Origin of the sequence: Pseudomonas sp. CAN1 (assembly GCF_030462585.1) — a bacterium.
GTDB lineage: Bacteria > Pseudomonadota > Gammaproteobacteria > Pseudomonadales > Pseudomonadaceae > Pseudomonas.
On sequence record NZ_JASMRU010000009.1, the window covers coordinates 43,343 to 63,904 of the forward strand.

Consider the following 20,562-nt stretch of genomic DNA (forward strand, 5'->3'; position numbering starts at 1 on the left):
TATCCACAGCCGGCTCAAATCCACAGAAAGACGGCCAGCACCGCCGCAAAGAAGCCCCACTTCTGCAGGTAATACAGCTTGCGGTTGCGCTTCTTCAGGGCTTTGCCCTGCAGGCGAATCTTGTACAGCGAAGCGAAGGCGCGGTTGATGCCGCCGGTCTTGTCGCCCGCGTCGTTGGGCGAGGCCGCGGCGGCCATCACGTTGCGGCTGAACCAGCGGTTGAAGGCCGTCACCCAGCCGTATTTCAGGGGCCGCTCGATGTCGCAGAAGAGGATCACCCGGTCGTGGTCCGTGGTGTTCTCGGCGTAGTGGATGAAGGTCTCGTCGAACACCACCGCCTCGCCGTCGCGCCAGTGGTAGCGCTCGCCGTCCACCTCGATGAAGCAGCCCGGATCGTTCGGCGTCAGCAGGCCCAGGTGATAGCGCAGCGAACCGGCGTAGGGATCGCGGTGGCGCACCAGGCGCGAACCCGGCGGCAACTCGGCGAACATGGCCGCCTTCACCGACGGAATCTGTCGCAGCAGCTCGGTAGTCTTCGGGCACAGCGCGTCGGCGGACGGGTGGCTGTCGTCGTACCACTTCAGGTAGAAGCGCTTCCAGCCGGTCTTGAAGAAGGAGTTGAAGCCCACGTCGTTGAGCTGCTCGGAGCGCTTGATGCTGCCAGCGTCGCGCAGGTGCAGGGCTTCGCTGCGGATGGTCTCCCAGTTCTCGGACAGCAGGCGCATCTCGGGGAATTCGTCGGTCGCCAGGTACGGCCGGCTCGGCACCTTGGAAAACAGGTACATCAGGCAGTTGATCGGCGCCAGGAAGCTGGAGTGGTCACTCAGCTGACGCGTGAACTTGTGGCGCACCCGCCCACGCAGGTGGACATAAACGATGCTCAGGCCGAAGGCGGCCAGAATGGCGGCTTTGATCATTCGGGGGACGGTTTCCACGGGTCTAGAGGCGGAATGGTACTCCTCCTGAACGTGACTGAATATTCTCCAAAGGCCAAAGGTGGATTCGTACAGTAACCTGTGTACCAGATTGATCCCGGGGCCTACCGATGAACCAGCGCACCACGCCAATCCTGCTCAACTGCGACATGGGCGAAAGCTTCGGCGCCTGGCGCATGGGCGATGACGCCCACGCCATGCCGCTGATCGACCAGGCCAACCTCGCCTGCGGCTACCACGCGGGCGACCCGCTGACCATGCAGCGCACCGTTCGCCTGGCGGTGGAGCAGGGTGTCAGCATCGGCGCGCACCCGGCCTACCCGGACCTGGCCGGCTTCGGCCGCCGGCACATGAGCTGTTCGCCCGAGGAAGTCCACGCCCTGGTGCTCTACCAGATCGGCGCGCTGGATGCCTTCTGCCGCGCCGCCGGCACCCAGGTGGCCTACGTGAAGCCTCACGGCGCGCTGTACAACGACCTGGTGCGCGACGACGCGTTGCTCGCCGCTGTGCTCGACGCCTGCGCCGCCTACCGCAAGCGCCTGCCGCTGATGGTGCTGGCCCTGGCCGACAACCGCCGCGAGCTGCAACTGGCTGACACCGCCGACGTGCCGCTGATGTTCGAAGCCTTCGCCGACCGCGCCTACCTGCCCGACGGCCAGCTCGCCCCGCGCCGGCTGCCCAACGCCGTGCACCATGATCCGCAGCGCATCCTCGACCAGGCCCTGGCCATTGCCCGTGGCGAAGCCTTCCCGGACATCGACGGCAACCCGCTGCGCCTGCGCGCCGACAGCCTCTGCGTGCATGGCGACAATCCCGAATCCCTGGCGGCGCTGCGGCGCCTGCGTGGCCTGCTGGACCAGGCATGATCCGCGTCGAAGCCTTAGGCGCCTCGGCGCTGCTGATTACCCTCGCCGAGCAGCCCGACGACGCGCTGCCGCTGCGCATCGCCCATCTGGCCGAGCGCCTGCGCGCCGAGCTGGGTTCGACGCTGACCGACTGTGTGCCCGGCTGGACCACGCTGTTGCTGCACTACGACCTGCTGCGCATCGACCTGCCGCAGTTGCAGCTTCGCGTGCAGGCCGCGCTGGCGGACTGGCCCGGCGACTCCCACGCCGACAACGCCGGACGCCTGCATGAGATCGCGGTGTGGTACGCCAGTGAAGACCTCGCGGAAGTCGCCCGTCTCTGCGGGCTTACCCCGGCCCAGGTGATCGACCTGCACGCCGGCCGCGACTATCGCGTCGGCGCCATCGGTTTTTCCCCCGGCTTCGCCTACCTCGGAGAGCTGGACCAACGCCTTGCCCTGCCGCGCCGGGCCACACCGCGCACCCACGTGCCTGCCGGCAGCCTGGCCATCGCCGAACGGCAGACGGCAGTTTATCCACAGGCATCGCCCGGCGGCTGGCACCTGCTCGGCCGCACCGCGCAGCGCCTGTTCGATCCGCACCGGCAGCCGCCTTGTCCGTTGGCGGTGGGCGATCTCGTGCGCTTCCTGCCCATCGACGAGGCGACTTATCGCGCAGCCGGAGGCCGGCCATGAGCCTGCAAGTCATCGCCTGCGGCCCGTTGTGCCTGCTGCAGGACGGCGGCCGGCAGGGCTGGCAGCACCTCGGCGTATCCCCCGGCGGTCCTGTGGATAAACATGCGGCCGCCTGGGCCAATCGTCTGCTCGGCAACACGTCGGGCCTGCCGTTGCTGGAGATAGCGCTGGGCGGCGTGGAGCTGGAAGTGCGGGCGGACACCTGGCTGGCGCTGACCGGCGCCGAGCTGCCGGCGACCCTCGAAGGCGAGCCGCTGCCGGGCTGGTCGCGCTTTCGCGTACGGGCAGGGCAGCGCCTGAAACTGGGCTTCGCCCGTGCCGGACAACGGGCGTATCTCGCCGCTGCCGGAGGTTTCGTGGCGCAGCCGATACTGGGCAGCGTCGCGACCCAGGCGCGGGAAAAGCTCGGCGGCCTTGCCGGCAATGGCCAGCCGCTGGTGGCAGGTGATCTGCTGGAGTGCGCCGCCCTCGGTGGGCACTTCGCGCACGGCGCCAGCGTGCCCTGGCCTTATCGACCGGATTACCGCGAGAGCCCAATCTTGCGCGTGCTGCCCGGCCCGGATGCCTTCAGCGAAGAGCAGCGCCAGGCCTTATTCGCGCAGGGCTGGCAGGTCAGCCCGCAATCCGACCGCATGGGCGTGCGACTGCGCGGCGAGGCGCTGAGCGCGCCTCGCCGGCAATGGTCGTTGGGGATAGTGGAAGGTGCCATCCAGGTGCCGCCGGACGGCCAGCCGATTGTCCTGCTGGCCGACCGCCAGAGCATGGGCGGCTATCCGTTGCTGGGCGTGCTGCACCCGCTGGACATCGGCCGCCTGGCCCAATGCCCGGCGCACAGCGCAGTACGCTTCGCCCCGGCCAGCGTGGAACAGGCGCAGGCGGACCTGCGCGCATTCCTGCGTTTCTTCTGCGGCTGAACTCAGCCTTCGAAGCGTTCGCCGCGAAACACCCGGCGCGGATTGCCGCGTTCAAGGTGGTGATGCACCAGCCGGCGTTCGGCGCGCAGCTCGCTGCTCGCCTGCTCCGCGCGTTCCTCCAGCTTGCGGGCGATCAGCAGCAGCGCCAGACGCTTGTTGGCGTGCTGGCTGCGTTCGCTCTGCACCTTCACGCTCAGGCCGCTGGCGACGTGGGTGGCGCGCACCGCCGAGTCGGTGGTGTTGACGTGCTGCCCGCCGGGGCCGGAGGAGCGCAGGGTTTCAAAGCGTACTTCACCTTCGAGGCTGGCCTGCGGCGCGCTGAATACCGCGCCGCCGAAGTACCAGTTCTTGCGCCCGTGATTGGGCCGGTAAGGGCTGGCGCAGACCCATTGCAGGGTGCCGCTCCAGTCCTCGGCCAGGGTTGCCGCCGAGCCGCCGTCCAGCGCCAGCAGCACCGAGAGCAGGGTGCCCCGGCGCGCGCCGGCTTCTTCCTCGATCACGCGCACCTCGGCGCCGCTGGCCTCGGCCTCGCGCAGCAGGTGCTGCAGGGCCTTGGTCACGGCCAGCGCGCATTCGTCCGGCCCCTGGGCCGCGGAAAGTTGCAGCAGGATCATCAGCAGCACTCCCCGCGGGTCTTGTAGGTCAGCACCGGCTTCAGCCGCGCCAGTACCCGCAGCAGCCCCGCTTCACGCAGCGCGCCGACCACCGAGTCGATGGCCTTGTAGGCTTCCGGCGCCTCCTCGTAGAGCAAGCCGCGATCACCGCAGATTACCCGGCTGCCCAGCGCGGTGCGGGCCAGTTGCTCGACGCGGTAGCGTGCCGAGAGCCGGTCCTTGCACTCGCTGCGCATCCACTTGCGTCCCGCGCCGTGGGCGAGGGAGAACAGGCTGCGCGGATCGGCGACCGGCTCCACCAGGTAGCTGTAGTCGCCGCGCGAACCGGGGATGACCATCACCCCACGATCCGCCGGCGTGGCGCCCTTGCGGTGCAGCCAGCCGTCGACGCCTTCGACCTGCGCCGGGCTGACCAGGTTGTGGTTCACGTCCAGCACCTGCGCACCGTCTGAGCGCAGGCGGTCGAGCATGCGCAGGGCGATCAGCTGACGGTTGGCTTCGGCGAAACGCAGCGCGCCGTCGTGGCGGTTCAGATAGTGCGTGCAGTCGTCGGTGCCTTGTTCGAGGCCCTGGTGGCTGAAGCGATCCACCTGTTCGCGCAGGATGGCTTCGCCCAGGCCGCGCGAGCCGCTGTGCACCAGCAGGAGCAGGTGCCGGCGGTCGAGACCGAGGGCTGCCACGGCCGCTTCGTCGTAGAGCTGGTCGAGTTGCTGCAGCTCGGCGAAGTGGTTGCCGCCGCCGATGGTGCCCAGCGAATGCTCGTGGCCGCAGGGTGGCAGGCCGAAGCTCGCAATGCGCTCGCTCCAGTCGTCGTCCAGCGGGCCGTCGAGGTTGCCCAGGCGCTTTTCCAGCTTGTCGAGGTTCAGCTTGGCGGTGGCGATATCGGTGCGCCACAAGGCCATGCCGCAGCCGATGTCGTTGCCCACCAACGCCGGGTACAAGCGGCCGCTGGAGAAGAACGCCGCGCCGATCGGGTAGCCGCGACCGGGGTGCAAGTCCGGCATGCCGGCGACACGCTGCATGCCCGGCAGGCGGGCGGTGGTTTCAAGTTGCTGGATCGCTTTACCTTCGATCCAGGTGTCGTCCGCGGCGATCAGGGTGATGCCGTCGGACAGATTTTGGATGCAATTGCCCATTGTCCAATCCCATGAGGAATGAAACGAAAAAAGAGGATGGGGGCAGGCCGGAGCCGGGCAATGCGATGCCGCCAGAGGGGCGGCGGAGAAGCGATTACGCCAGACGCGACCTGCAAAGGGTGATCAGTGCTTGCATGATGTCTCTCCTTTGCTGTCGGTGGATGGGAAGGCTGCGAATGATAGGCGCGCGGCCGCCCGCGCGCAATCCCGCTATTTCGGCAAATGGCGCAGCGGCAGGGGCGCCGACTCCTTCACCGTCTGGATCGCGAAGTTGCTGCGGATGTCGCTGACGCCCGGCAGCTTGAGCAGGGTGCCGGTGAGGAACTGCTCGTAGGCGCGCAGATCGGGCAGCACCACTTGCAGGAGGAAGTCCGACTCGCCGCTGACCAGGTGCACCGAGATGACTTCCGGCAAGTCGATCACGGCCTGGCGGAAGGCGGCGGCGCTGCTGTCGCTGTGGCGCTCCACCTTCACCCCGACGAACACGGTCAGCCCCAGGCCGACTTCGTCGCGACCCAGTTCGGCGTGGTAGCCGCGGATCATCCCGGCCTCTTCCAGCAGGCGTACCCGGCGCAGGCAGGGGGAGGGCGACAGACCGATCTCCTCGGCCAGTTCGACGTTGCTCAGGCGGCCATCGCGCTGCAGCGCGGCGAGGATGCGGTGGTCGTAGGCGTCTAGTTTTGGAATTGGCATGATTGGCTTGTCGATTAGTTCTTGGTTGGCAGGATATGCCAATCCTGAGCTCCATGCTGGTCGAATACGCAAGCACCTACCTTGGCTTTCAGGCATAGAATCCCTATCCGCAATGACTTCTTCGGAGTGATTCTTGTGGATATCGGCGTGTTCCTGCTGGCCCTGGCGATGGTCTACCTGCTGCCGGGGCCGGACATGATTCTCCTGCTGCACACGGGTGCCCGTGACGGTTGCCGCGCAGCCCTGGCAACCGCTGTAGGGCTCGGCCTCGCCCGTGGCTGCCACGTCGCCCTGGCGGCGACCGGGCTGGCGCTGCTGTTTCGCACGGCACCCTGGACCTTCGATGTGGTGCGCATCGGCGGTGGTCTCTACCTGGCGTGGATCGGCCTGCAACTGCTGCGTGCACCGGTTGGTTTGCCGGTGGCGACGGGCGCGGCTGGTTTATCCACGGTCAGCTATCGGCGTGCATTCCGTCGCGGCCTGCTGACCAACCTGCTCAACCCCAAGGCGCTGCTGTTCTGCTCGGTGTTGCTGCCGCAGTTCATCCATCCACAGAACGGCCCGTTGGCATTGCAGTTCGCCCTGCTGGGTGGCGTGCTGGTGCTGGTCGGGATGGGCTTCGACAGCTTCTACGCCGTCAGCGGCGAGCGTATGGGCCGCTGGCTGGCGCGGCACCGGGCGATGCAGCGCGTTCAGCAGTGGGGCTTCGGCGGCATCCTGCTGGGCTTCGGCGTGCGCCTGGCGCTGCTTCGCGATCTGTAGGCGCGCACGATGCGCTTCGTTACGGTTCCGCTCCGTTGTCTGGATAGGGCGTAGGAGCGGACTCCGTCCGCGATAGATTGCCGGCGGTTCCGAGCTGGCCTGTGGCACATCGCGGACAAAGTCCGCTCCTACAGGTCTGCGCCGTGGCCTGGAGAGGGCGTAGGAGCGGACTCCGTCCGCGATAGATCGCCGGCGGCTCTGAGCTGGCCTGCGGCACATCGCGGACAAAGTCCGCTCCTACAGGTCTGCGCCGTGGCGTGGAGAGGGCGTAGGAGCGGACTCCGTCCGCGATAGATCGCCGGCGGTTCCGAGCTGGCCTGTGGCACATCGCGGACGAAGTCCGCTCCTACGGAAGTCGCAATGACAGCGCGGGGCCGCGATTCAGAGGTCTTCCGGCTGGATCTTCCACAGCCGCGCCACCGAAGGCTTCTGCGGATTACGCGCCACCACCAGCAGCCCCAGCTCCTGGCCACGCAACTCGCGTAGCAACTGCGCGCCCTTGCACGGCTTCAGGTTCTCGGCGAGATGGCCGAGGGCAATGGCTGCTGCAGCCGGGTGCGTTGCCACCGGCACGTAGCTGCCATCGTCCATGTCCAGCACCACGTGCTTCTCACCTGGCTCTGGGGCGGGGATGTGCAGGCCGGCTTTGAGCAGATGCGCCATGGCCTCGTCGCGTTGGGCGGCTGTGAGCTGCCCTGGCGGCAGAGCCCTTTCCAGCGGGAAAAACTCGTCCTTTGGCTCCGTTTTCGGCTTGGCCTCGACTGGCGGCTGGGCGGGAGCCTTGGCACGGGTCGGCGCGGGCGGTGGCTTTGGCGCTGGCGGGGGCGGCGCGCTGAAATCCAGCTCTTCCTGGTCGAGACCGTCCCAGTCGATTTCGTCGAGATCGACTTCCGCTGTCGCCTTTTTCCTCGGCGCAGGCTTCTTCTGCTTCTGCGACTTCACTGCCGCGCGCACGTCCATGCGCCGCTGACGCTTCCACCTGTGCAACTGCACATTGGCGACGACGGCGGTGACGAGGATGAGCAGGAGGTAGAACAGCAGCATGGATGGTGTGGCCCTGTGGATAACGGCCACGGCGTGCAGGCAGTGGCGGGACGCCACCCTGGCGGGACTGTCTGGATCAGGCGATAGGCCTGTTCCGTCTGCGCTGTAGGACGCAGCTGATTCCGAAAGAGGGGCCGGCCTATGACCGGCCCGTTTCGTATCAGTTCAGGAACTGCTCTGCATGGTGGCAGGCCACCTGGCGTTCATCGAGTACGCGCAGCTCGGGCACCTCGCTCTTGCAGCGCTCGGTCGCATAGGGGCAGCGCTTGTGGAAGGCGCAGCCGGTAGGCGGGTTGAGCGGGTTGGGGAGTTCGCCCTGGATCTTGATCTTGGGCTTGTCCGGATCGGGGTGGATGGCCGGGGTCGCCGACAGCAGCGCCTGGGTGTAGGGGTGCAGTGGTCGTTCGTAGAGCTTGTCCGCCGGGCCCATCTCCGCCGGGCGGCCGAGGTACATCACCAGCACATCGTCGGCCACGTGGCGGACCACGGCGAGGTTGTGGGAGATGAATACGTAGGCGGTGCCGAACTCCTGCTGCAGGTCCATGAACAGGTTGAGCACCTGCGCCTGGATCGACACGTCCAGCGCCGAGGTCGGCTCGTCCGCCACCAGCACCTTGGGCCGCAGCATCATGGCGCGGGCCAGGGCGATGCGCTGGCGCTGGCCGCCGGAGAACATGTGCGGGTAGCGCTGGTAGTGCTCGGGGCGCAGGCCGACCTGCTTCATCATCGCCTGCACGCGCTCGCGGCGTTCGACGCGGGACAGGCTGGTGTTGATGACCAGCGGCTCGGCCAACTGGTCGCCGATCTTCTGCCGCGGGTTGAGCGAGGCGTAGGGGTTCTGGAAGACCATCTGCACGTCGCGGCGCAGTTGCTTGCGGGTGTCGTGGTCGGCGCCCTTCACCTCGTGGCCGGCGATCTGCAGCGAACCGGAGGTCGGCTCCTCGATCAGGGTCAGCGCGCGAGCGAGGGTGGACTTGCCACAGCCGGACTCGCCGACCACGGCGAGGGTCTTGCCGGCCTGCAGGTCGAAGGACACGCCGTTCAGTGCGCGGACCAGGGCGTGCGGCTTGAACAGGCCCTGGGAGATTTCGTAATGACGGGTCAGGTCGCGGGCGGTCAGGACGGCGCTCATCGGGCCACCTCGGTGTTCAGGTTGAGCGGGTAGAAGCAGCGCACGGCGCCGCGCTCGTGAGCTTCCAGGGCTGGACGCACGTTGCGGCAGTTGTCCTGCACGTAGGGGCAGCGCGGCGACAGCAGGCAGCCCTGTGGACGGTCGTACTTGCCGGGAACGATGCCGGGCAGGGTGGCCAGGCGCTCCTCGCCGGCGCTGTGCTCGGGAATCGCCTTGAGCAGCGCCTCGGTGTACGGATGAGTCGGCACGTCGAACAGCGCCGGCACTTCGCCGATTTCCACTGCTTGCCCCGCGTACATCACACAGACGCGCTGGGCGGTCTCGGCGACCACGGCGAGGTCGTGGGTGATCAGGATCAGCGCCATGCCCTGGTCGCGCTGCAGGTTCAGCAGCAGCTCCATGATCTGCGCCTGGATGGTCACGTCCAGCGCGGTGGTGGGTTCGTCGGCGATCAGCAGCTTGGGCTCGCCGGCAATCGCCATGGCGATCGCGACGCGCTGGCTCATGCCGCCGGACAGCTGGTGCGGGTAGGCGTCCAGGCGCTGCGCGGCGCCGGGGATTTCCACCCGTTCGAGCAGTTCCAGGGCGCGCTGGCGCAGGGCCTTGCCGCGCAGGCCGAGGTGCAGCTTGAGCACTTCCTCGATCTGGTAGCCGACGGTGAAGCTGGGGTTGAGGGCGGTCATCGGGTCCTGGAAGACCATGGCGATGTCCTTGCCGACGATGCGCCGCCGCTCGCGGCCCTTCAGGCGCAGCATGTCAGTGCCGTCGAACTGCATGGTGTCGGCGGTGATGATGCCGGGGGCGTCGATCAGGCCCATCAGGGCCATCATGGTCACCGATTTGCCGGAGCCGGATTCGCCGACGATGGCCAGGACTTCGCCCTTGTCCACCGAGAGGTCGAGGCCGTCCACCACCGGGACGGCGTTGCGGTCGCCGAAGCGGACCGAGAGATTGCGCAGGTCGAGGAGGCTCATACGGCGGTCTCCATCAGGCTCTTGTTCTTTTTGTAGGAGCGAGGGGGACGCCTTAGTCCTTGCTCGCGAATTGGGGGCGCAGAGGACTGCAGGTTCGCGAGCAAGCTCGCTCCTACGAAGAGCACGAAAGTATTCATCGGGATGCTCCTCACGCCGCGTTCTTCAGCTTCGGGTCCAGCGCATCGCGCAGGCCGTCGCCCATCAGGTTGATCGCCAGCACGCTGAGCAGGATGGTCAGGCCGGGCAGCGAGACGACCCACCAGGCGCGCTCGATGTAGTCGCGCGCGGAGGCCAGCATGGTGCCCCACTCGGGCGTCGGCGGTTGCACGCCGAGGCCGAGGAAGCCCAGGGCGGCGGCGTCGAGGATCGCCGAGGAGAAGCTCAGGGTGGCCTGCACGATCAGCGGCGCCATGCAGTTGGGCAGCACGGTGACGAACATCAGGCGCAGGGTGCCGGCGCCGGCCAGGCGCGAGGCGGTGACGTAGTCTCGATTCAGTTCGCCCATTACCGCGGCGCGGGTCAGACGCACATAGGCCGGCAGCGAGACGATGGCGATGGCGATCACGGTGTTGATCAGGCCCGGGCCGAGGATGGCGACGATGGCCACCGCCAGCAGCAGCGAGGGCAGGGCCAGCATGATGTCCATCAGGCGCATGATCACTGGGCCCAGGCGGGTCGGCGAGAAGCCGGCGAGCAGGCCGAGGAAGATGCCGGGGATCATCGAGATCAGTACCGAGGTCAGGCCGATCATCAGCGACAGCCGCGCGCCGTGCATCAGCCGCGAGAGCAGGTCGCGGCCCAGTTCGTCGGTGCCCAGCAGGAACTGCGCGTTGCCACCTTCGAGCCAGAGTGGCGGGGTGAGCAGGAAGTCGCGGAACTGCTCGCTCGGGTCATGGGGCGCGACCCAGGGCGCGAACAGCGCGCAGAACACGATGACCAGCATGAACAGCAGGCCACCGACCGCGCCCTTGTTGCGCGAGAAGGCGTGCCAGAATTCTTTCAGCGGGGACGGATAGACCAGACTCGGGTCACTGGCGGGAGCTTTGGCGTTGGCATTCATGGCTTCGGCTCCGGTTAGCGTTGGTGACGGATGCGTGGGTTGGCGAGGCCGTAGAGGATGTCCACGATGAAGTTCACCAGGATCACCAGGGTCGCCACCAGCAGGATGCCGTTCTGCACCACCGGGTAGTCGCGGCGGCCGATGGCGTCGATCAGCCACTTGCCGATGCCCGGCCAGGAGAAGATGGTCTCGGTCAGCACCGCACCGGCCAGAAGCGTGCCGACCTGCAGGCCGAACACGGTGAGCACCGGGATCATGGCGTTGCGCAGGGCGTGCACGAACACCACGCGAGCCGGCGACAGGCCCTTGGCGCGGGCAGTTCGCACGTAGTCCTCGCGCAGCACTTCGAGCATCGAGGAGCGGGTCATGCGGGCGATCACCGCCAGCGGGATGGTGCCCAGCACGATGGCCGGCAGGATCAGGTGGCGCACGGCGTCCACGAAGGAGCCTTCCTCATCCGAGAGCAGGGTGTCGATGAGCATGAAGCCGGTTTTCGGCTCGATGTCGTAGAGCAGGTCCAGGCGCCCGGAAACCGGCGTCCAGCCCAGGGAGACGGAGAACAGCATGATGAGGATCAGGCCCCACCAGAAGATCGGCATCGAGTAGCCGGCCAGGGAGATGGTCATCACTCCGTGGTCGAACAGCGAGCCGCGCTTCAAGGCCGCGATCACCCCGGCGAGCAGGCCGAAGACGCCAGCGAACAGCAGGGCCGCCAGGGACAGTTCGAGGGTCGCGGGGAACAGGGTGAGGAACTCGTGCCAGACGCTGTCGCGGGTGGTCAGCGATTCGCCGAGGTTGCCCTGGGCGAGGTTGCCGACGTAGTCGAGGTACTGCTGGTAGAGGGGCTTGTCGAGCCCCAGGCGGTGCATGGCCTCGGCATGCATCTGCGGATCGACGCGGCGTTCACCCATCATCACTTCCACGGGGTCGCCCGGAATCAGGCGGATCAGCGCGAAGGTGAGCAGGGTGACGCCGAAGAAGGTCGGGATCAGCAGACCGAATCGGCGTGCGATGAAACTCAGCATGGTGGTCGGGGGCTCCTCATCGAGCGGCTACCCGTCGGATCACGACGGGCGCCGGTTTCTTATGACTTTGCCGGTTACTGGATCTGAACGTCGGCGAAGTTGTTTTTCGTCAGCGGGCTGATGGTGTAGCCCTGGATATTGCTGCGGCGCACATTGAACAGCTTAGGATGTGCCAGGGGAATCCACGGGGCCTGTTCGTGGAATATGGATGTCGCCTTTCTGTAAAGTTCCGCCCGTTTTGCGCTATCGCTGGTCTGGCGGGCTTCCTGGATCAGCGCCTCGAAGCTCTGATCGCACCAGAAAGCATGGTTTTCGCCCGATTTCGCCGCCGCGCAGCTCAGGTTGGGCGAGAGGAAGTTGTCCGGGTCGCCGTTGTCGCCAGCCCAGCCGCCGTACAGCGAAAGGTCGTGCTCGCCGGCCTTGATGCGCTTGATCAGCTCGCCGAATTCCAGGGTGCGGATCTCCAGGGTGATGCCAACCTTGGCCAGATCGGACTGCAGCATCTGTGCCATCTGCGCCGCATTGGGAATGGTCGAGGAACTGCCATTGCGGGTGAACAGGGTCAGCTTGAGGTTCTCCACGCCCGCTTCCTTGAGCAGCGCCCTGGCGCGCTCCGGGTCGTGCGGCCAGTCGGCAATGTCCTTGTTGTAGCCCAGCATGGTGGCGGGGTAGGGGTTGATGGCCGGCGTGGCGGCGCCGGGGCCGTAGACGGCATCCAGCATGGCCTTCTTGTCGAACGCCAGGTTGATCGCCTGGCGGACTCGCACGTCATCCAGCGGCTTGTGTCGGGTATTCAGGGCGACATAGGTCGTGAGCAGCGCGTCGATGCTGTCCACGGCGAGGTTCTTGTCCTGCGCGAGGCCCGGAACGTCCGACGGCTTGGGGTAGAGCGCGATCTGGCACTCGTTGCGTCGGATCTTCTGCAGCCGGACGTTGGAGTCCGGGGTAATGGCGAACACCAGGTTGTCGATCTTCGGCTTGCCGCCGAAGTAGTCGGGGTTGGCGCGGAAGCGCACCTGGGCGTCCTTGGCGTAGCGATTGAAGACGAAGGGCCCGGTGCCGATGGGCAGGTTGTTCAACTGGCCCTGCTTGCCGGCGGCCAGCAACTGGTCGCCATACTCGGCGGAGTAGATGGAGGCGAAGTCCATTGCCATGTCGGCCAGGAAGGGTGATTCCGGATGGTTCAGGGTGATGCGCACCGTGAGGTCGTCCACCTTGTCCACCGACTTGATCAGGTCGCGCATGCCCATGGCGTCGAAGTAGGCATAGCCGCGTGCGGCCGACTCATGCCAGGGGTGCTTCGGGTCCAGCGGGCGCTGGAACGTCCAGACGACGTCGTCGGCATTGAAGTTGCGGGTGGGCTTGAAGTAGTCGGTGGTGTGGAACTTCACGTCCGGCCGCAGGTGGAAGGTGTAGGTCAGCCCGTCGGGGCTGACCTCCCAGCTCTGCGCCAGCGACGGTACCACTTCGGTCGTGCCGGGGCGGAAGTCCGCCAGACGGTTGAAGACAGTCTGGCCGCTGGCGTCGGCGGTCACCGCACCGGTGTACTGGACGATGTCGAAGCCTTCCGGGCTCGCTTCGGTGCAGACCACCAGGTTCTGCGCCAGGGCGGTGCCGCTGCCGAGGGCGAGCAGAAGCGGTATCAGTCGCGGGATGGGCATGCCGGGTCTCCTTACAGCAGGTTGAACGGGAAGTTGCTGACCAGACGGATCTCGTTGACGCTGCCGTCGACCTGATTCTGGCTGGCCAGGTGCTTCATGTAGGACAGGCGGAAGTTGCTGTTCCTGAGCGGGCCGCCCTGTAGCGTGTAGCCGGTGGAAAGGCCCAGCTCGTGGTGCCTCTCGCCATCCTGATTGCGGACTTCGGCGTAGTTGCCATAGGCACCATTGCGGTCGCCGTCGTAATGGGTGCCGTCGATGCCCCAGCCCTTGGCGTACCACGCCATGGTGGTCAGGCCCGGCACGCCGAAGCCAGCCCAGTCGGTGCTGTAGCGCAGCTGCAGGGACTTTTCGTTGGGACCGTTGTAGTCCGACAGCAGCGAGTTGGCCAGGTAGATCGCGGCGGTCTCGTGGACGTAGTCGAAGTACTCGTCGCCACGAATCTGCTGCCAGCCCAGCAACACGGCATGGGCGCCGTGGGTCAGGGTGAAGGCCAGGCTGTAGGCGTCGTTGTCGATGTAGCCGGCCTTGCGCGAACCGGTGTCGGCGGTGTGGTAGTAGTTCAGGCTGGTGTTCAGCGCGAGGGTCGCGGGGTCGCCCAGGTCATGGGAGGCGCCCAGGTAGTACTGGTTCCAGACGTCCTCGAACTGGCCGCCGTACGCCGTCACCTTGAGCTTGTCGCTGAGCGCGTAGCTGCCGCCCAGGAAGCTGTAGCGGTCGCCGCGTACGTCACGGGTGCCGTATTCGGTGGTGAAGTGCTCACTGCCCGAACCGGTGCGCGGACTGGTGCGAGTGAAGGTCCCGGCCTGGACCTGCAGGGCGCTCAGCTCTTCGCTGAGCAGGCTGACGCCATCGAAGCTGGAGGGCAGGGCGCGGTTGTCGATGCTGTTGAAGACCGGGGTTTCCGGCTGCTGGCGGCCGGCCCGCAGGACGGTGTTGGAGGCGCGCAGCTTCAGGCTGGCAAGGCCGATCTTCGACCATTGCGGCACGGCGTCGCCATCGCTGTCGGCCAGGGTACGGTTGCCGCCACCGGCAATGCTGCCGTGGCCGCGCTCCAGGGCGATCTCGTTGAACCCGGCCACGTCCAGGCCGACACCCACTGCGCCCTGGGTATAGCCGGAGCTGTACTTGAGCTGGCTGCCCTGGGTCCAGGTGTAGCGGCTGTGGGTTGGCTCGGTGTAGCCGTCCTTCTGGATGTTGAAGTGGAAGCTGTCCTTCATCTGCTCGCGGGCGGCGAAGTTGCGCGTGCTGAAGCTCAGGCTCTGGCCCTCGACGAAGCCCTTGGCGCCGGCYTGGCCCTTGACCACGGCTTCGCTGTCACGACGCAGCTCGTCCGGCGGCAGGGCTTCCTCGTCGGCACAGGCTTGCCCCAGGCTGGTTGCGCTGATGGCTAGCGCCAGGAGGGGGCGGGTGAACAGGTGATGCTGCATGAGTTGCTCCTTGTTGTTGTCGGTTTTCCTAGCAACGAATGCATCCCCTCCACCCATCGGAGAGATGGGGGAGCCGGCAGGCGGAGGGGAAGGCGGGAAGTGCTGCCCGGTCTTTGCCGGGCTGGCGTTCAGGCGGCTGTGGCCGCCGGTGTCAGGTCGGCGATCAGGGCTGGTTGCTCACGCCGTAGAAGGAATTGCGGCCGAAGGGGCTGATCAGGAAACCCTGCACGGACTTGCGCATGGGCTGGTAGACGGTGGAGTGGGCGATGGGGCTGATCGGCAGTTGTTGCGCGAGGAGCTGCTGGGCCTGCTGGTAGAGGCTGACGCGCTGCTGATGATCGGTGGTGGCCTTGGCCTGGCGCACGAGCTTGTCGTAGGCCTTGTCGCACCACTTGGAGACGTTGTTGCCGTCCACGGCGTCGCAGCCATAAAGGGTGCCGAGCCAGTTGTCCGGGTCGCCGTTGTCGCCGGTCCAGCCGAACAGCGCGGCATCGTGCTCGCCAGCGTGGGCGCGCTTGATGTACTCACCCCACTCGTAGCTGACGATCTTCGCCTTGATGCCGACCTTGGCCCAGTCGGCCTGGATCATCTCGGCCATCAGCTTGGCGTTGGGGTTGTACGGGCGCTGCACCGGCATGGCCCAGAGGGTGATCTGGGTGCCCTCGGCGACGCCGGCTTGCTTGAGCAGTGCCCTGGCCTGTTCCGGATCGTAGGCCTGGCCCTTGATCGACTCGTCATAGGACCACTGGGTCGGCGGCATGGCGTTCACCGCCTTCTGCCCGGCACCCTGGTAAATGGCGTCGATGATCGCCTGCTTGTTCATCGCCATGTCCAGCGCACGGCGTACTTCGGCCTTGTCCAGTGGTGCGTGGGTGACGTTGTAGGCCAGGTAGCCGAGGTTGAAGCCCGGCTGCGACGGCATGTTCAGGTTCGGGTCCTGCTTCAGCGCTGCCAGGTCGGCTGGGCGCGGGTTCAGGGTGATCTGGCATTCACCGGCCTTGAGCTTCTGCATGCGCACCGAGGCGTCGGTGTTGATGGCGAAGACCAGGTTGTCGACCTTCACGTCATCGGGCTTCCAGTAGTCCCTGTTGCCCTTGAAGCGAATCAGCGCGTCCTTCTGGTAGCGGCTGAAGATGAACGGGCCGGTGCCGATGGGCTTCTGGTTGATCTGCGCGGGATTGCCCTGCTTGAGCAGTTGCTCGGCGTACTCGGCGGACTGGATCGCGGCGAAGTTCATCGACAGGTTCTGGATGAACGCGGCATCCACTTCGTTGAGGGTGAAGGTCACGGTGTGCTCATCCACCTTGCTGACCTGGGCGATGTTGCGGTCCAGGCCCATGTCGGTGAAGTAGGGGAATTCGGTGGGGTACGCCTTGCGGAACGGCTGCTCCTTGTCGAGCATGCGGTTGAAGGTGAACAGCACGTCGTCGGCGTTGAACTCGCGGGTAGGCTTGAAGTACTCGGTGGTGTGGAACTTGACGCCCGGACGCAGGTGGAAGGTCCAGGTCTTGCCATCGGCGGAGGTCTCCCAGCTTTCGGCGAGGGCCGGTTGGGCTTCGGTACTGCCACGCTTGAACTGGGCGAGGCGGTTGAACAGGGTTTCCGAGGTGGCGTCGTAATCGGTGCCGGTGGTGTATTGGCCGGGGTCGAAGCCCGCCGGGCTGCCTTCGGAACAGTACACCAGGGTGGACGCGGCCTGGGCCGCGGAGCCGGCCAGCAGGAGCCCGCCGAGGGCGATGGCGTGCAGGGGATTACGTCGCATGTTGCGCATTGCCTGACCTCATTCTTGTTCTTCTGAGGGACCGGCGAACCGATGGGGTCTGCAGCCGGCCTGGGAGAACGGAACCGGATGAGGTCCGTTCGTTCATGGTCGGGCTGTGCCCGGCCAAGCCGTCGCCGAAGTTAAGTCAGGCTGAAATTAAGTTCAACTTAAAATTCAGTGCTACTGAAATTTTTCCCAGTCTGTGAATCCGGTTGGAGAATCAGGTGGCGGGGTGCTCACCGAACAGCGGCAGGGTGGTGACGGTGAGCATCTCCGCCACGCAGTCGCCGGCGTTGCGCAGGCAGTGGCGCTTGCCGGAATCGAAGTGCACCGAGTCCCCCGGGCCGAGCGGATAGGTATGACCGTCGATCACGTAGGCGATCCTTCCGCTGAGCACGTAGGCGAATTCCGCGCCGTCGTGGGTGATCAGCTCCGATTCGTAGCCAATCGGTACGCTCACCTTCACCGCGTTCAGCTGGTTGCCCGGAAAGCTGCTGGACAGGCGCTCGTAGCTCAGCGGCTGGCCTTCGATGGTGTAGCGCACGCGCTCGCCCTGGTGCGAGTCCGGCGGAATCTGCTGCGGCGAGTCGAACAGGGCGTTGAGCGGAACATCCAGCGCCTTGGCGATGCTGGCCAGCGACGACAGCGAGACGCCGGTGAGATTGCGCTCGGCCTGGGACAGGAAGCTGGCGGTGAGGCCGGACTCGGCGGCCACCTGGTTCAGCGTCTTCTTGGCCGCGCGCCGAAAGCGGCGCAGGCGTTCTCCGATACGATCTGCGGACATTGGTTGGGCTCTTGTAGGACGCGGGCAGCATACCAGCGTCGCGATAGGCTGGAAGCACTGCGCCATGACGGCAGCGGAAATCGTCCGCCTCGATCGAGGTTACAGCGGAAAGCCTTTGACCCGGAATTTCAGTGCTGCTTAAATTTGCCATCACTTCACTGCCTATGGGGAAAGTCGCATGACATTGGGTGTTGGGGGCAGCAGCCCCGAGCAGGCGCTGGCGCCACTGCAGATCATGACGGCCGGCGTTCGCCCCATCGCTCTGGAGGAATATCGCGCACGCGTCGCGCAGCTGCAGGGGCTGATGGTCGCTCGCGGCATGGCCGCGGTGCTGGTCGATGCCGGCAGCTCGCTGTTCTATTTCACCGGCCTGCGCTGGAGCCCCAGCGAGCGTCTGGTCGGCGCGCTGATCCCGGCCCGTGGCGAGGTGCGTTATATCGCCCCGGCCTTCGAGGAGGGAACGGTGCGCGATCTGCAAGTGCTGCCCGGCAGCATCAGCGTGTGGGCGGAGCACGAAAGCCCCTCTGCGCTGCTGAAGGAAATGCTGGTGCAGATTGGCGTCGTCGATGGCGACAGCCTCGGGCTTTCCCACAGCCTGCCGTTCGGCATGTTCGAGCGCCTGCGCCAGGCGGTGGGCGAGGTGCAGCTGGTGGATGCCGGCGGGCTGATCGAGGAGTGCCGCCGCTGCAWATCACCGGCGGAGCTGGCACTAATGCAGCGCGCCAAGGATATGACCCTGGAGGTGCACAAAGCCGCCGCCAGCATCCTGCGCGAAGGCATCAGCACCACCGAGGTCGTGCGCTTCATCGAGGCGGCGCACCGCAAGGTCGGCGCCCCGGGCTCGACCTTCTGCATCGTCCTGTTCGGCGAGGACAGCGCCTTCCCCCATGGCGTACGCCAGCCGCGGCCGTTGCGCGAGGGCGACATGGTGCTGATCGACACTGGCTGCCAGCTGTTCGGCTACAACTCGGATATCACCCGCAGCTACGTGTTCGGTACGCCCAGTGCGCGCCAGCGTGGGTTGTGGGACCTGGAAAAGGCCGCGCAGCAGGCTGCGTTCGATGCCGCTGTGCTCGGCTCGCCCTGCGAGCAGGTGGATGCCGCCGCGCGCCACTGCCTGGAGGCCGGCGGCCTCGGGCCGGATTACGCGCTTCCAGGCTTGCCGCACCGCACGGGCCACGGCATCGGTCTGGATATCCACGAAGGCCCTTACCTGGTGCGCGGCGATCGCACGCCGCTGGGCGTCGGCATGTGCTTCAGCAACGAGCCGATGATCTGTGTGCCGGGGGAGTTCGGTATTCGCCTGGAGGATCACTTCTACATGACGGCGGACGGTCCGCGCTGGTTCACCCAGCCGAGCCATTCGGTGGACGATCCGTTCGGCCTGGAGGCCTGATCGCTCGCGAACCATCTCGTTGTGGGGAAGCCTTGTGCGTAGGAGCGGACTCCGTCCGCGATAGATTGGCATTGCGCCGGACGCCATCGCGGACGGAGTCCGCTCCTACATGCAAACGTCAGGGAGCTAGCTCAACCCGCGAGAAATTGTTCGACCCCAGCGGGCTCAGGGTAAAGCCGCTCACCCCCGGCCGCACCACGGCGAACTGCTTGGGATAGGCCAGGGCGATCCACGGCGCCTCGCGCTGGTAGATCGCCAGCGCCTTGCGGTACAGCGCGGCGCGGGCTTCCTGATCGGTAATGGCGCGCGCCTGGCGCAGCAGCTCGTCGAACTGGGCGTTGCACCAACCGGCCTGGTTCTCGCCGCTCTTTGCTGCCGCGCAGGACAGATTGGGCGTGAGGAAGTTGTCCGGGTCGCCATTGTCACCGGCCCAGCCCATGAAGATCAGGTCGTGCTCGCCCTGCTTGGCGCGCTTGATCAGCTCGCCCCACTCGAACACGCGGATGTCCGCCTGGATGCCGATCTTGCGCAGGTCGTCCTGCAGCATCTGCGCGCCGATGCCGGGGTTGGGATTGGTCGGCCCGCCGCCCGGGCGGGTCCAGATCGACAGCTTCAGTCCCGGCTGTATACCGGCTTCTTCCAGCAGCTGCCTCGCCCGCGCCGGGTCGTGCGGCCAGACCTTGAGTTGCGGATCGGAACCCCACAGCGTAGGCGGGTAGGGCGCCACGGCCAGGGTGGCGGCACCCTCGCCGAACTGTGCACGCAGATAGGCATCGCGGTCGAAGGCGAGGTTTATCGCCTGGCGCACGCGCACGTCGTCCAGCGGCTTGTGCCGGGTATTGATGCCGACATAGGCGACCAGCAGCGAATCCAGTTCCTCTACCTTCAGCTTCGGGTCCTGGCGCAGCGCGGGCACGTCGGTGGGCTTGGGGTAGACGGCGATCTGGCAGTCGCCGGCCTTGACCTTCTGGATGCGCACGTTCGGGTCGGGGGTGATCGCCAGCAGCAGGCGCTCGATCTTCGGCTTGCCGCCCCAGTAGTCGGGGTTGGCGTTGAAGCGCACCTGGGCGTCCTTCTGGTAGCGCTGGAAGACGAAGGGGCCGGTGCCGATCGGCAGGTTGTTCAGCTGCTCGGCCTTTTCCGCGGCCAGCAGCAGGTCGCCATACTCGGCGGAATAGATAGAGGCGAAGCCCATGGCCAGGTCAGCGAGGAAGGGCGCCTCGGGATGCTTCAGGGTGAAACGCACATGCTGCTCGTCCAGCTTGTCCACGGCGCTGATCAGGCCGGGCAGGCCCATTGCCTCCGCGTAGGGGAAGCCGCGCGGGGCCAGCTTGTGCCAGGGGTGCTGCGGGTCGAGCTGGCGCTGGAAGCTCCAGAGCACATCGTCGGCGTCGAATTCGCGGGTCGGCTTGAAGTAGTCGGTGCTGTGGAACTTCACGCCCTGGCGCAGGGCGAAGGTGTATTGCAGGCCGTCGTCGCTGATCGTCCAGCTTTCGGCCAGTGCCGGCACCACGCGGGTGCTGCCGGGGGCGAATTGCACCAGCCGCTCGAAGACGGTTTCCGCCGAGGCGTCGGCGGTGGTCGCGGCGGTGTACTGGGTGATGTCGAAGCCTTCCGGGCTGGCCTCGGTGCAGACCACCAGGGATTGGCCCAATGCCGGTCCGCAGCCAAGCAGGCTGAGCAGGGCAAGACGGGCGAGTGTG

General features: G+C 66.5%; 19 protein-coding genes. 5 read left to right on the top strand and 14 right to left on the bottom strand.

The window, feature by feature from the left end; genetic code table 11:
* Positions 1-14 precede the first annotated feature (14 nt).
* Positions 15-914, bottom strand: a complete 900-nt coding sequence (gene lpxO / locus QO207_RS14670) for a lipid A hydroxylase LpxO (protein ID WP_301533239.1) — start codon at positions 912-914, stop codon at positions 15-17.
* Positions 915-1,045: 131 nt separating this feature from the next.
* Here lpxO and QO207_RS14675 point away from each other — a divergent pair, with 131 nt between their 5' ends.
* From QO207_RS14675 to QO207_RS14685, 3 genes are read left to right on the top strand one after another with little or no spacing between them, the layout of a single operon-like run.
* The gene (locus tag QO207_RS14675) at positions 1,046-1,801 is read left to right on the top strand and encodes a 5-oxoprolinase subunit PxpA (RefSeq protein ID WP_301533116.1); all 756 of its coding nucleotides are present in this window, start codon (positions 1,046-1,048) and stop codon (positions 1,799-1,801) included.
* The gene (gene pxpB, locus QO207_RS14680; RefSeq protein WP_301533117.1) at positions 1,798-2,475 is read left to right on the top strand and encodes a 5-oxoprolinase subunit PxpB; all 678 of its coding nucleotides are present in this window, start codon (positions 1,798-1,800) and stop codon (positions 2,473-2,475) included. Before QO207_RS14675 ends, pxpB begins: the two co-directional genes overlap by 4 nt.
* On the top strand, positions 2,472-3,389 hold the full coding sequence (locus QO207_RS14685; RefSeq protein WP_301533118.1) for a biotin-dependent carboxyltransferase family protein: 918 nt from the start codon (positions 2,472-2,474) through the stop codon (positions 3,387-3,389). Before pxpB ends, QO207_RS14685 begins: the two co-directional genes overlap by 4 nt.
* Before the next feature lie 2 nt (positions 3,390-3,391).
* Here the strand turns inward: QO207_RS14685 and prfH are convergent, their stop codons facing one another.
* The 3 genes from prfH to QO207_RS14700 all read right to left on the bottom strand — a co-directional run bounded on the left by prfH (position 3,392) and on the right by QO207_RS14700 (position 5,832).
* Positions 3,392-4,003, bottom strand: a complete 612-nt coding sequence (gene prfH / locus QO207_RS14690) for a peptide chain release factor H (RefSeq protein ID WP_301533119.1) — start codon at positions 4,001-4,003, stop codon at positions 3,392-3,394.
* Positions 4,003-5,139: an RNA ligase RtcB family protein gene (locus tag QO207_RS14695; RefSeq protein WP_301533120.1), complete on the bottom strand. Its 1,137-nt coding sequence runs from the start codon at positions 5,137-5,139 to the stop codon at positions 4,003-4,005. The genes prfH and QO207_RS14695 overlap by 1 nt, the downstream gene beginning before the upstream one ends.
* Positions 5,140-5,349: 210 nt before the next feature.
* Positions 5,350-5,832, bottom strand: a complete 483-nt coding sequence (locus QO207_RS14700; RefSeq protein WP_301533121.1) for an Lrp/AsnC family transcriptional regulator — start codon at positions 5,830-5,832, stop codon at positions 5,350-5,352.
* A gap of 135 nt (positions 5,833-5,967) precedes the next feature.
* On the opposite strand from QO207_RS14700, the gene QO207_RS14705 reads away from it, so the two are divergent.
* Positions 5,968-6,594, top strand: coding sequence for a LysE family translocator (locus tag QO207_RS14705; RefSeq protein ID WP_301533240.1), 627 nt, complete (start codon positions 5,968-5,970; stop codon positions 6,592-6,594).
* A gap of 381 nt (positions 6,595-6,975) precedes the next feature.
* Here the strand turns inward: QO207_RS14705 and QO207_RS14710 are convergent, their stop codons facing one another.
* The 9 genes from QO207_RS14710 to QO207_RS14750 all read right to left on the bottom strand — a co-directional run bounded on the left by QO207_RS14710 (position 6,976) and on the right by QO207_RS14750 (position 17,463).
* Positions 6,976-7,638: a hypothetical protein gene (locus tag QO207_RS14710; protein ID WP_301533122.1), complete on the bottom strand. Its 663-nt coding sequence runs from the start codon at positions 7,636-7,638 to the stop codon at positions 6,976-6,978.
* Between the two features lie 160 nt (positions 7,639-7,798).
* Positions 7,799-8,770: a peptide ABC transporter ATP-binding protein gene (locus QO207_RS14715; protein WP_301533123.1), complete on the bottom strand. Its 972-nt coding sequence runs from the start codon at positions 8,768-8,770 to the stop codon at positions 7,799-7,801.
* Entirely contained in the window at positions 8,767-9,744 is a 978-nt protein-coding gene (locus QO207_RS14720; RefSeq protein WP_301533124.1) for an ABC transporter ATP-binding protein, read from the bottom strand. Before QO207_RS14720 ends, QO207_RS14715 begins: the two co-directional genes overlap by 4 nt.
* A gap of 148 nt (positions 9,745-9,892) precedes the next feature.
* Entirely contained in the window at positions 9,893-10,804 is a 912-nt protein-coding gene (locus tag QO207_RS14725) for an ABC transporter permease subunit (RefSeq protein WP_301533125.1), read from the bottom strand.
* Positions 10,805-10,818: 14 nt separating this feature from the next.
* Positions 10,819-11,829, bottom strand: coding sequence for an ABC transporter permease subunit (locus QO207_RS14730; RefSeq protein ID WP_301533126.1), 1,011 nt, complete (start codon positions 11,827-11,829; stop codon positions 10,819-10,821).
* Between the two features lie 74 nt (positions 11,830-11,903).
* Complete coding sequence (locus QO207_RS14735) at positions 11,904-13,490, bottom strand: ABC transporter substrate-binding protein (protein WP_301533127.1); 1,587 nt, start codon at positions 13,488-13,490, stop codon at positions 11,904-11,906.
* A gap of 11 nt (positions 13,491-13,501) precedes the next feature.
* Positions 13,502-14,917: an OprD family outer membrane porin gene (locus QO207_RS14740; RefSeq protein ID WP_301533128.1), complete on the bottom strand. Its 1,416-nt coding sequence runs from the start codon at positions 14,915-14,917 to the stop codon at positions 13,502-13,504.
* 163 nt (positions 14,918-15,080) lie between these two features.
* Positions 15,081-16,679, bottom strand: coding sequence for an ABC transporter substrate-binding protein (locus tag QO207_RS14745; protein ID WP_301533129.1), 1,599 nt, complete (start codon positions 16,677-16,679; stop codon positions 15,081-15,083).
* 220 nt (positions 16,680-16,899) lie between these two features.
* A complete protein-coding gene (locus tag QO207_RS14750) occupies positions 16,900-17,463 on the bottom strand; it encodes a helix-turn-helix domain-containing protein (protein WP_301533130.1) in 564 nt (187 codons plus the stop codon).
* Positions 17,464-17,641: 178 nt separating this feature from the next.
* Between QO207_RS14750 and QO207_RS14755 the strand changes: the two genes are divergently transcribed.
* Positions 17,642-18,859 carry a Xaa-Pro peptidase family protein gene (locus tag QO207_RS14755; protein WP_301533131.1) on the top strand — a complete coding sequence of 406 codons (1,218 nt, stop codon included), beginning with the start codon at positions 17,642-17,644 and terminating at the stop codon, positions 18,857-18,859.
* Between the two features lie 118 nt (positions 18,860-18,977).
* Here the strand turns inward: QO207_RS14755 and QO207_RS14760 are convergent, their stop codons facing one another.
* A complete protein-coding gene (locus QO207_RS14760) occupies positions 18,978-20,543 on the bottom strand; it encodes an ABC transporter substrate-binding protein (protein ID WP_301533241.1) in 1,566 nt (521 codons plus the stop codon).
* Positions 20,544-20,562 lie beyond the last annotated feature (19 nt).

Coding starts and splice junctions, on each gene's coding strand:
- QO207_RS14720 (WP_301533124.1), bottom strand. CDS start 9,744: ATGAGCCTCCTCGACCTGCGCAATCTCTCGGTCCGCTTCGGCGACCGC.
- QO207_RS14685 (WP_301533118.1), top strand. CDS start 2,472: ATGAGCCTGCAAGTCATCGCCTGCGGCCCGTTGTGCCTGCTGCAGGAC.
- QO207_RS14700 (WP_301533121.1), bottom strand. CDS start 5,832: ATGCCAATTCCAAAACTAGACGCCTACGACCACCGCATCCTCGCCGCG.
- QO207_RS14725 (WP_301533125.1), bottom strand. CDS start 10,804: ATGAATGCCAACGCCAAAGCTCCCGCCAGTGACCCGAGTCTGGTCTAT.
- prfH (WP_301533119.1), bottom strand. CDS start 4,003: ATGATCCTGCTGCAACTTTCCGCGGCCCAGGGGCCGGACGAATGCGCG.
- QO207_RS14745 (WP_301533129.1), bottom strand. CDS start 16,679: ATGCGACGTAATCCCCTGCACGCCATCGCCCTCGGCGGGCTCCTGCTG.
- QO207_RS14730 (WP_301533126.1), bottom strand. CDS start 11,829: ATGCTGAGTTTCATCGCACGCCGATTCGGTCTGCTGATCCCGACCTTC.
- QO207_RS14715 (WP_301533123.1), bottom strand. CDS start 8,770: ATGAGCGCCGTCCTGACCGCCCGCGACCTGACCCGTCATTACGAAATC.
- QO207_RS14695 (WP_301533120.1), bottom strand. CDS start 5,139: ATGGGCAATTGCATCCAAAATCTGTCCGACGGCATCACCCTGATCGCC.
- QO207_RS14675 (WP_301533116.1), top strand. CDS start 1,046: ATGAACCAGCGCACCACGCCAATCCTGCTCAACTGCGACATGGGCGAA.
- QO207_RS14710 (WP_301533122.1), bottom strand. CDS start 7,638: ATGCTGCTGTTCTACCTCCTGCTCATCCTCGTCACCGCCGTCGTCGCC.
- QO207_RS14750 (WP_301533130.1), bottom strand. CDS start 17,463: ATGTCCGCAGATCGTATCGGAGAACGCCTGCGCCGCTTTCGGCGCGCG.
- QO207_RS14735 (WP_301533127.1), bottom strand. CDS start 13,490: ATGCCCATCCCGCGACTGATACCGCTTCTGCTCGCCCTCGGCAGCGGC.
- pxpB (WP_301533117.1), top strand. CDS start 1,798: ATGATCCGCGTCGAAGCCTTAGGCGCCTCGGCGCTGCTGATTACCCTC.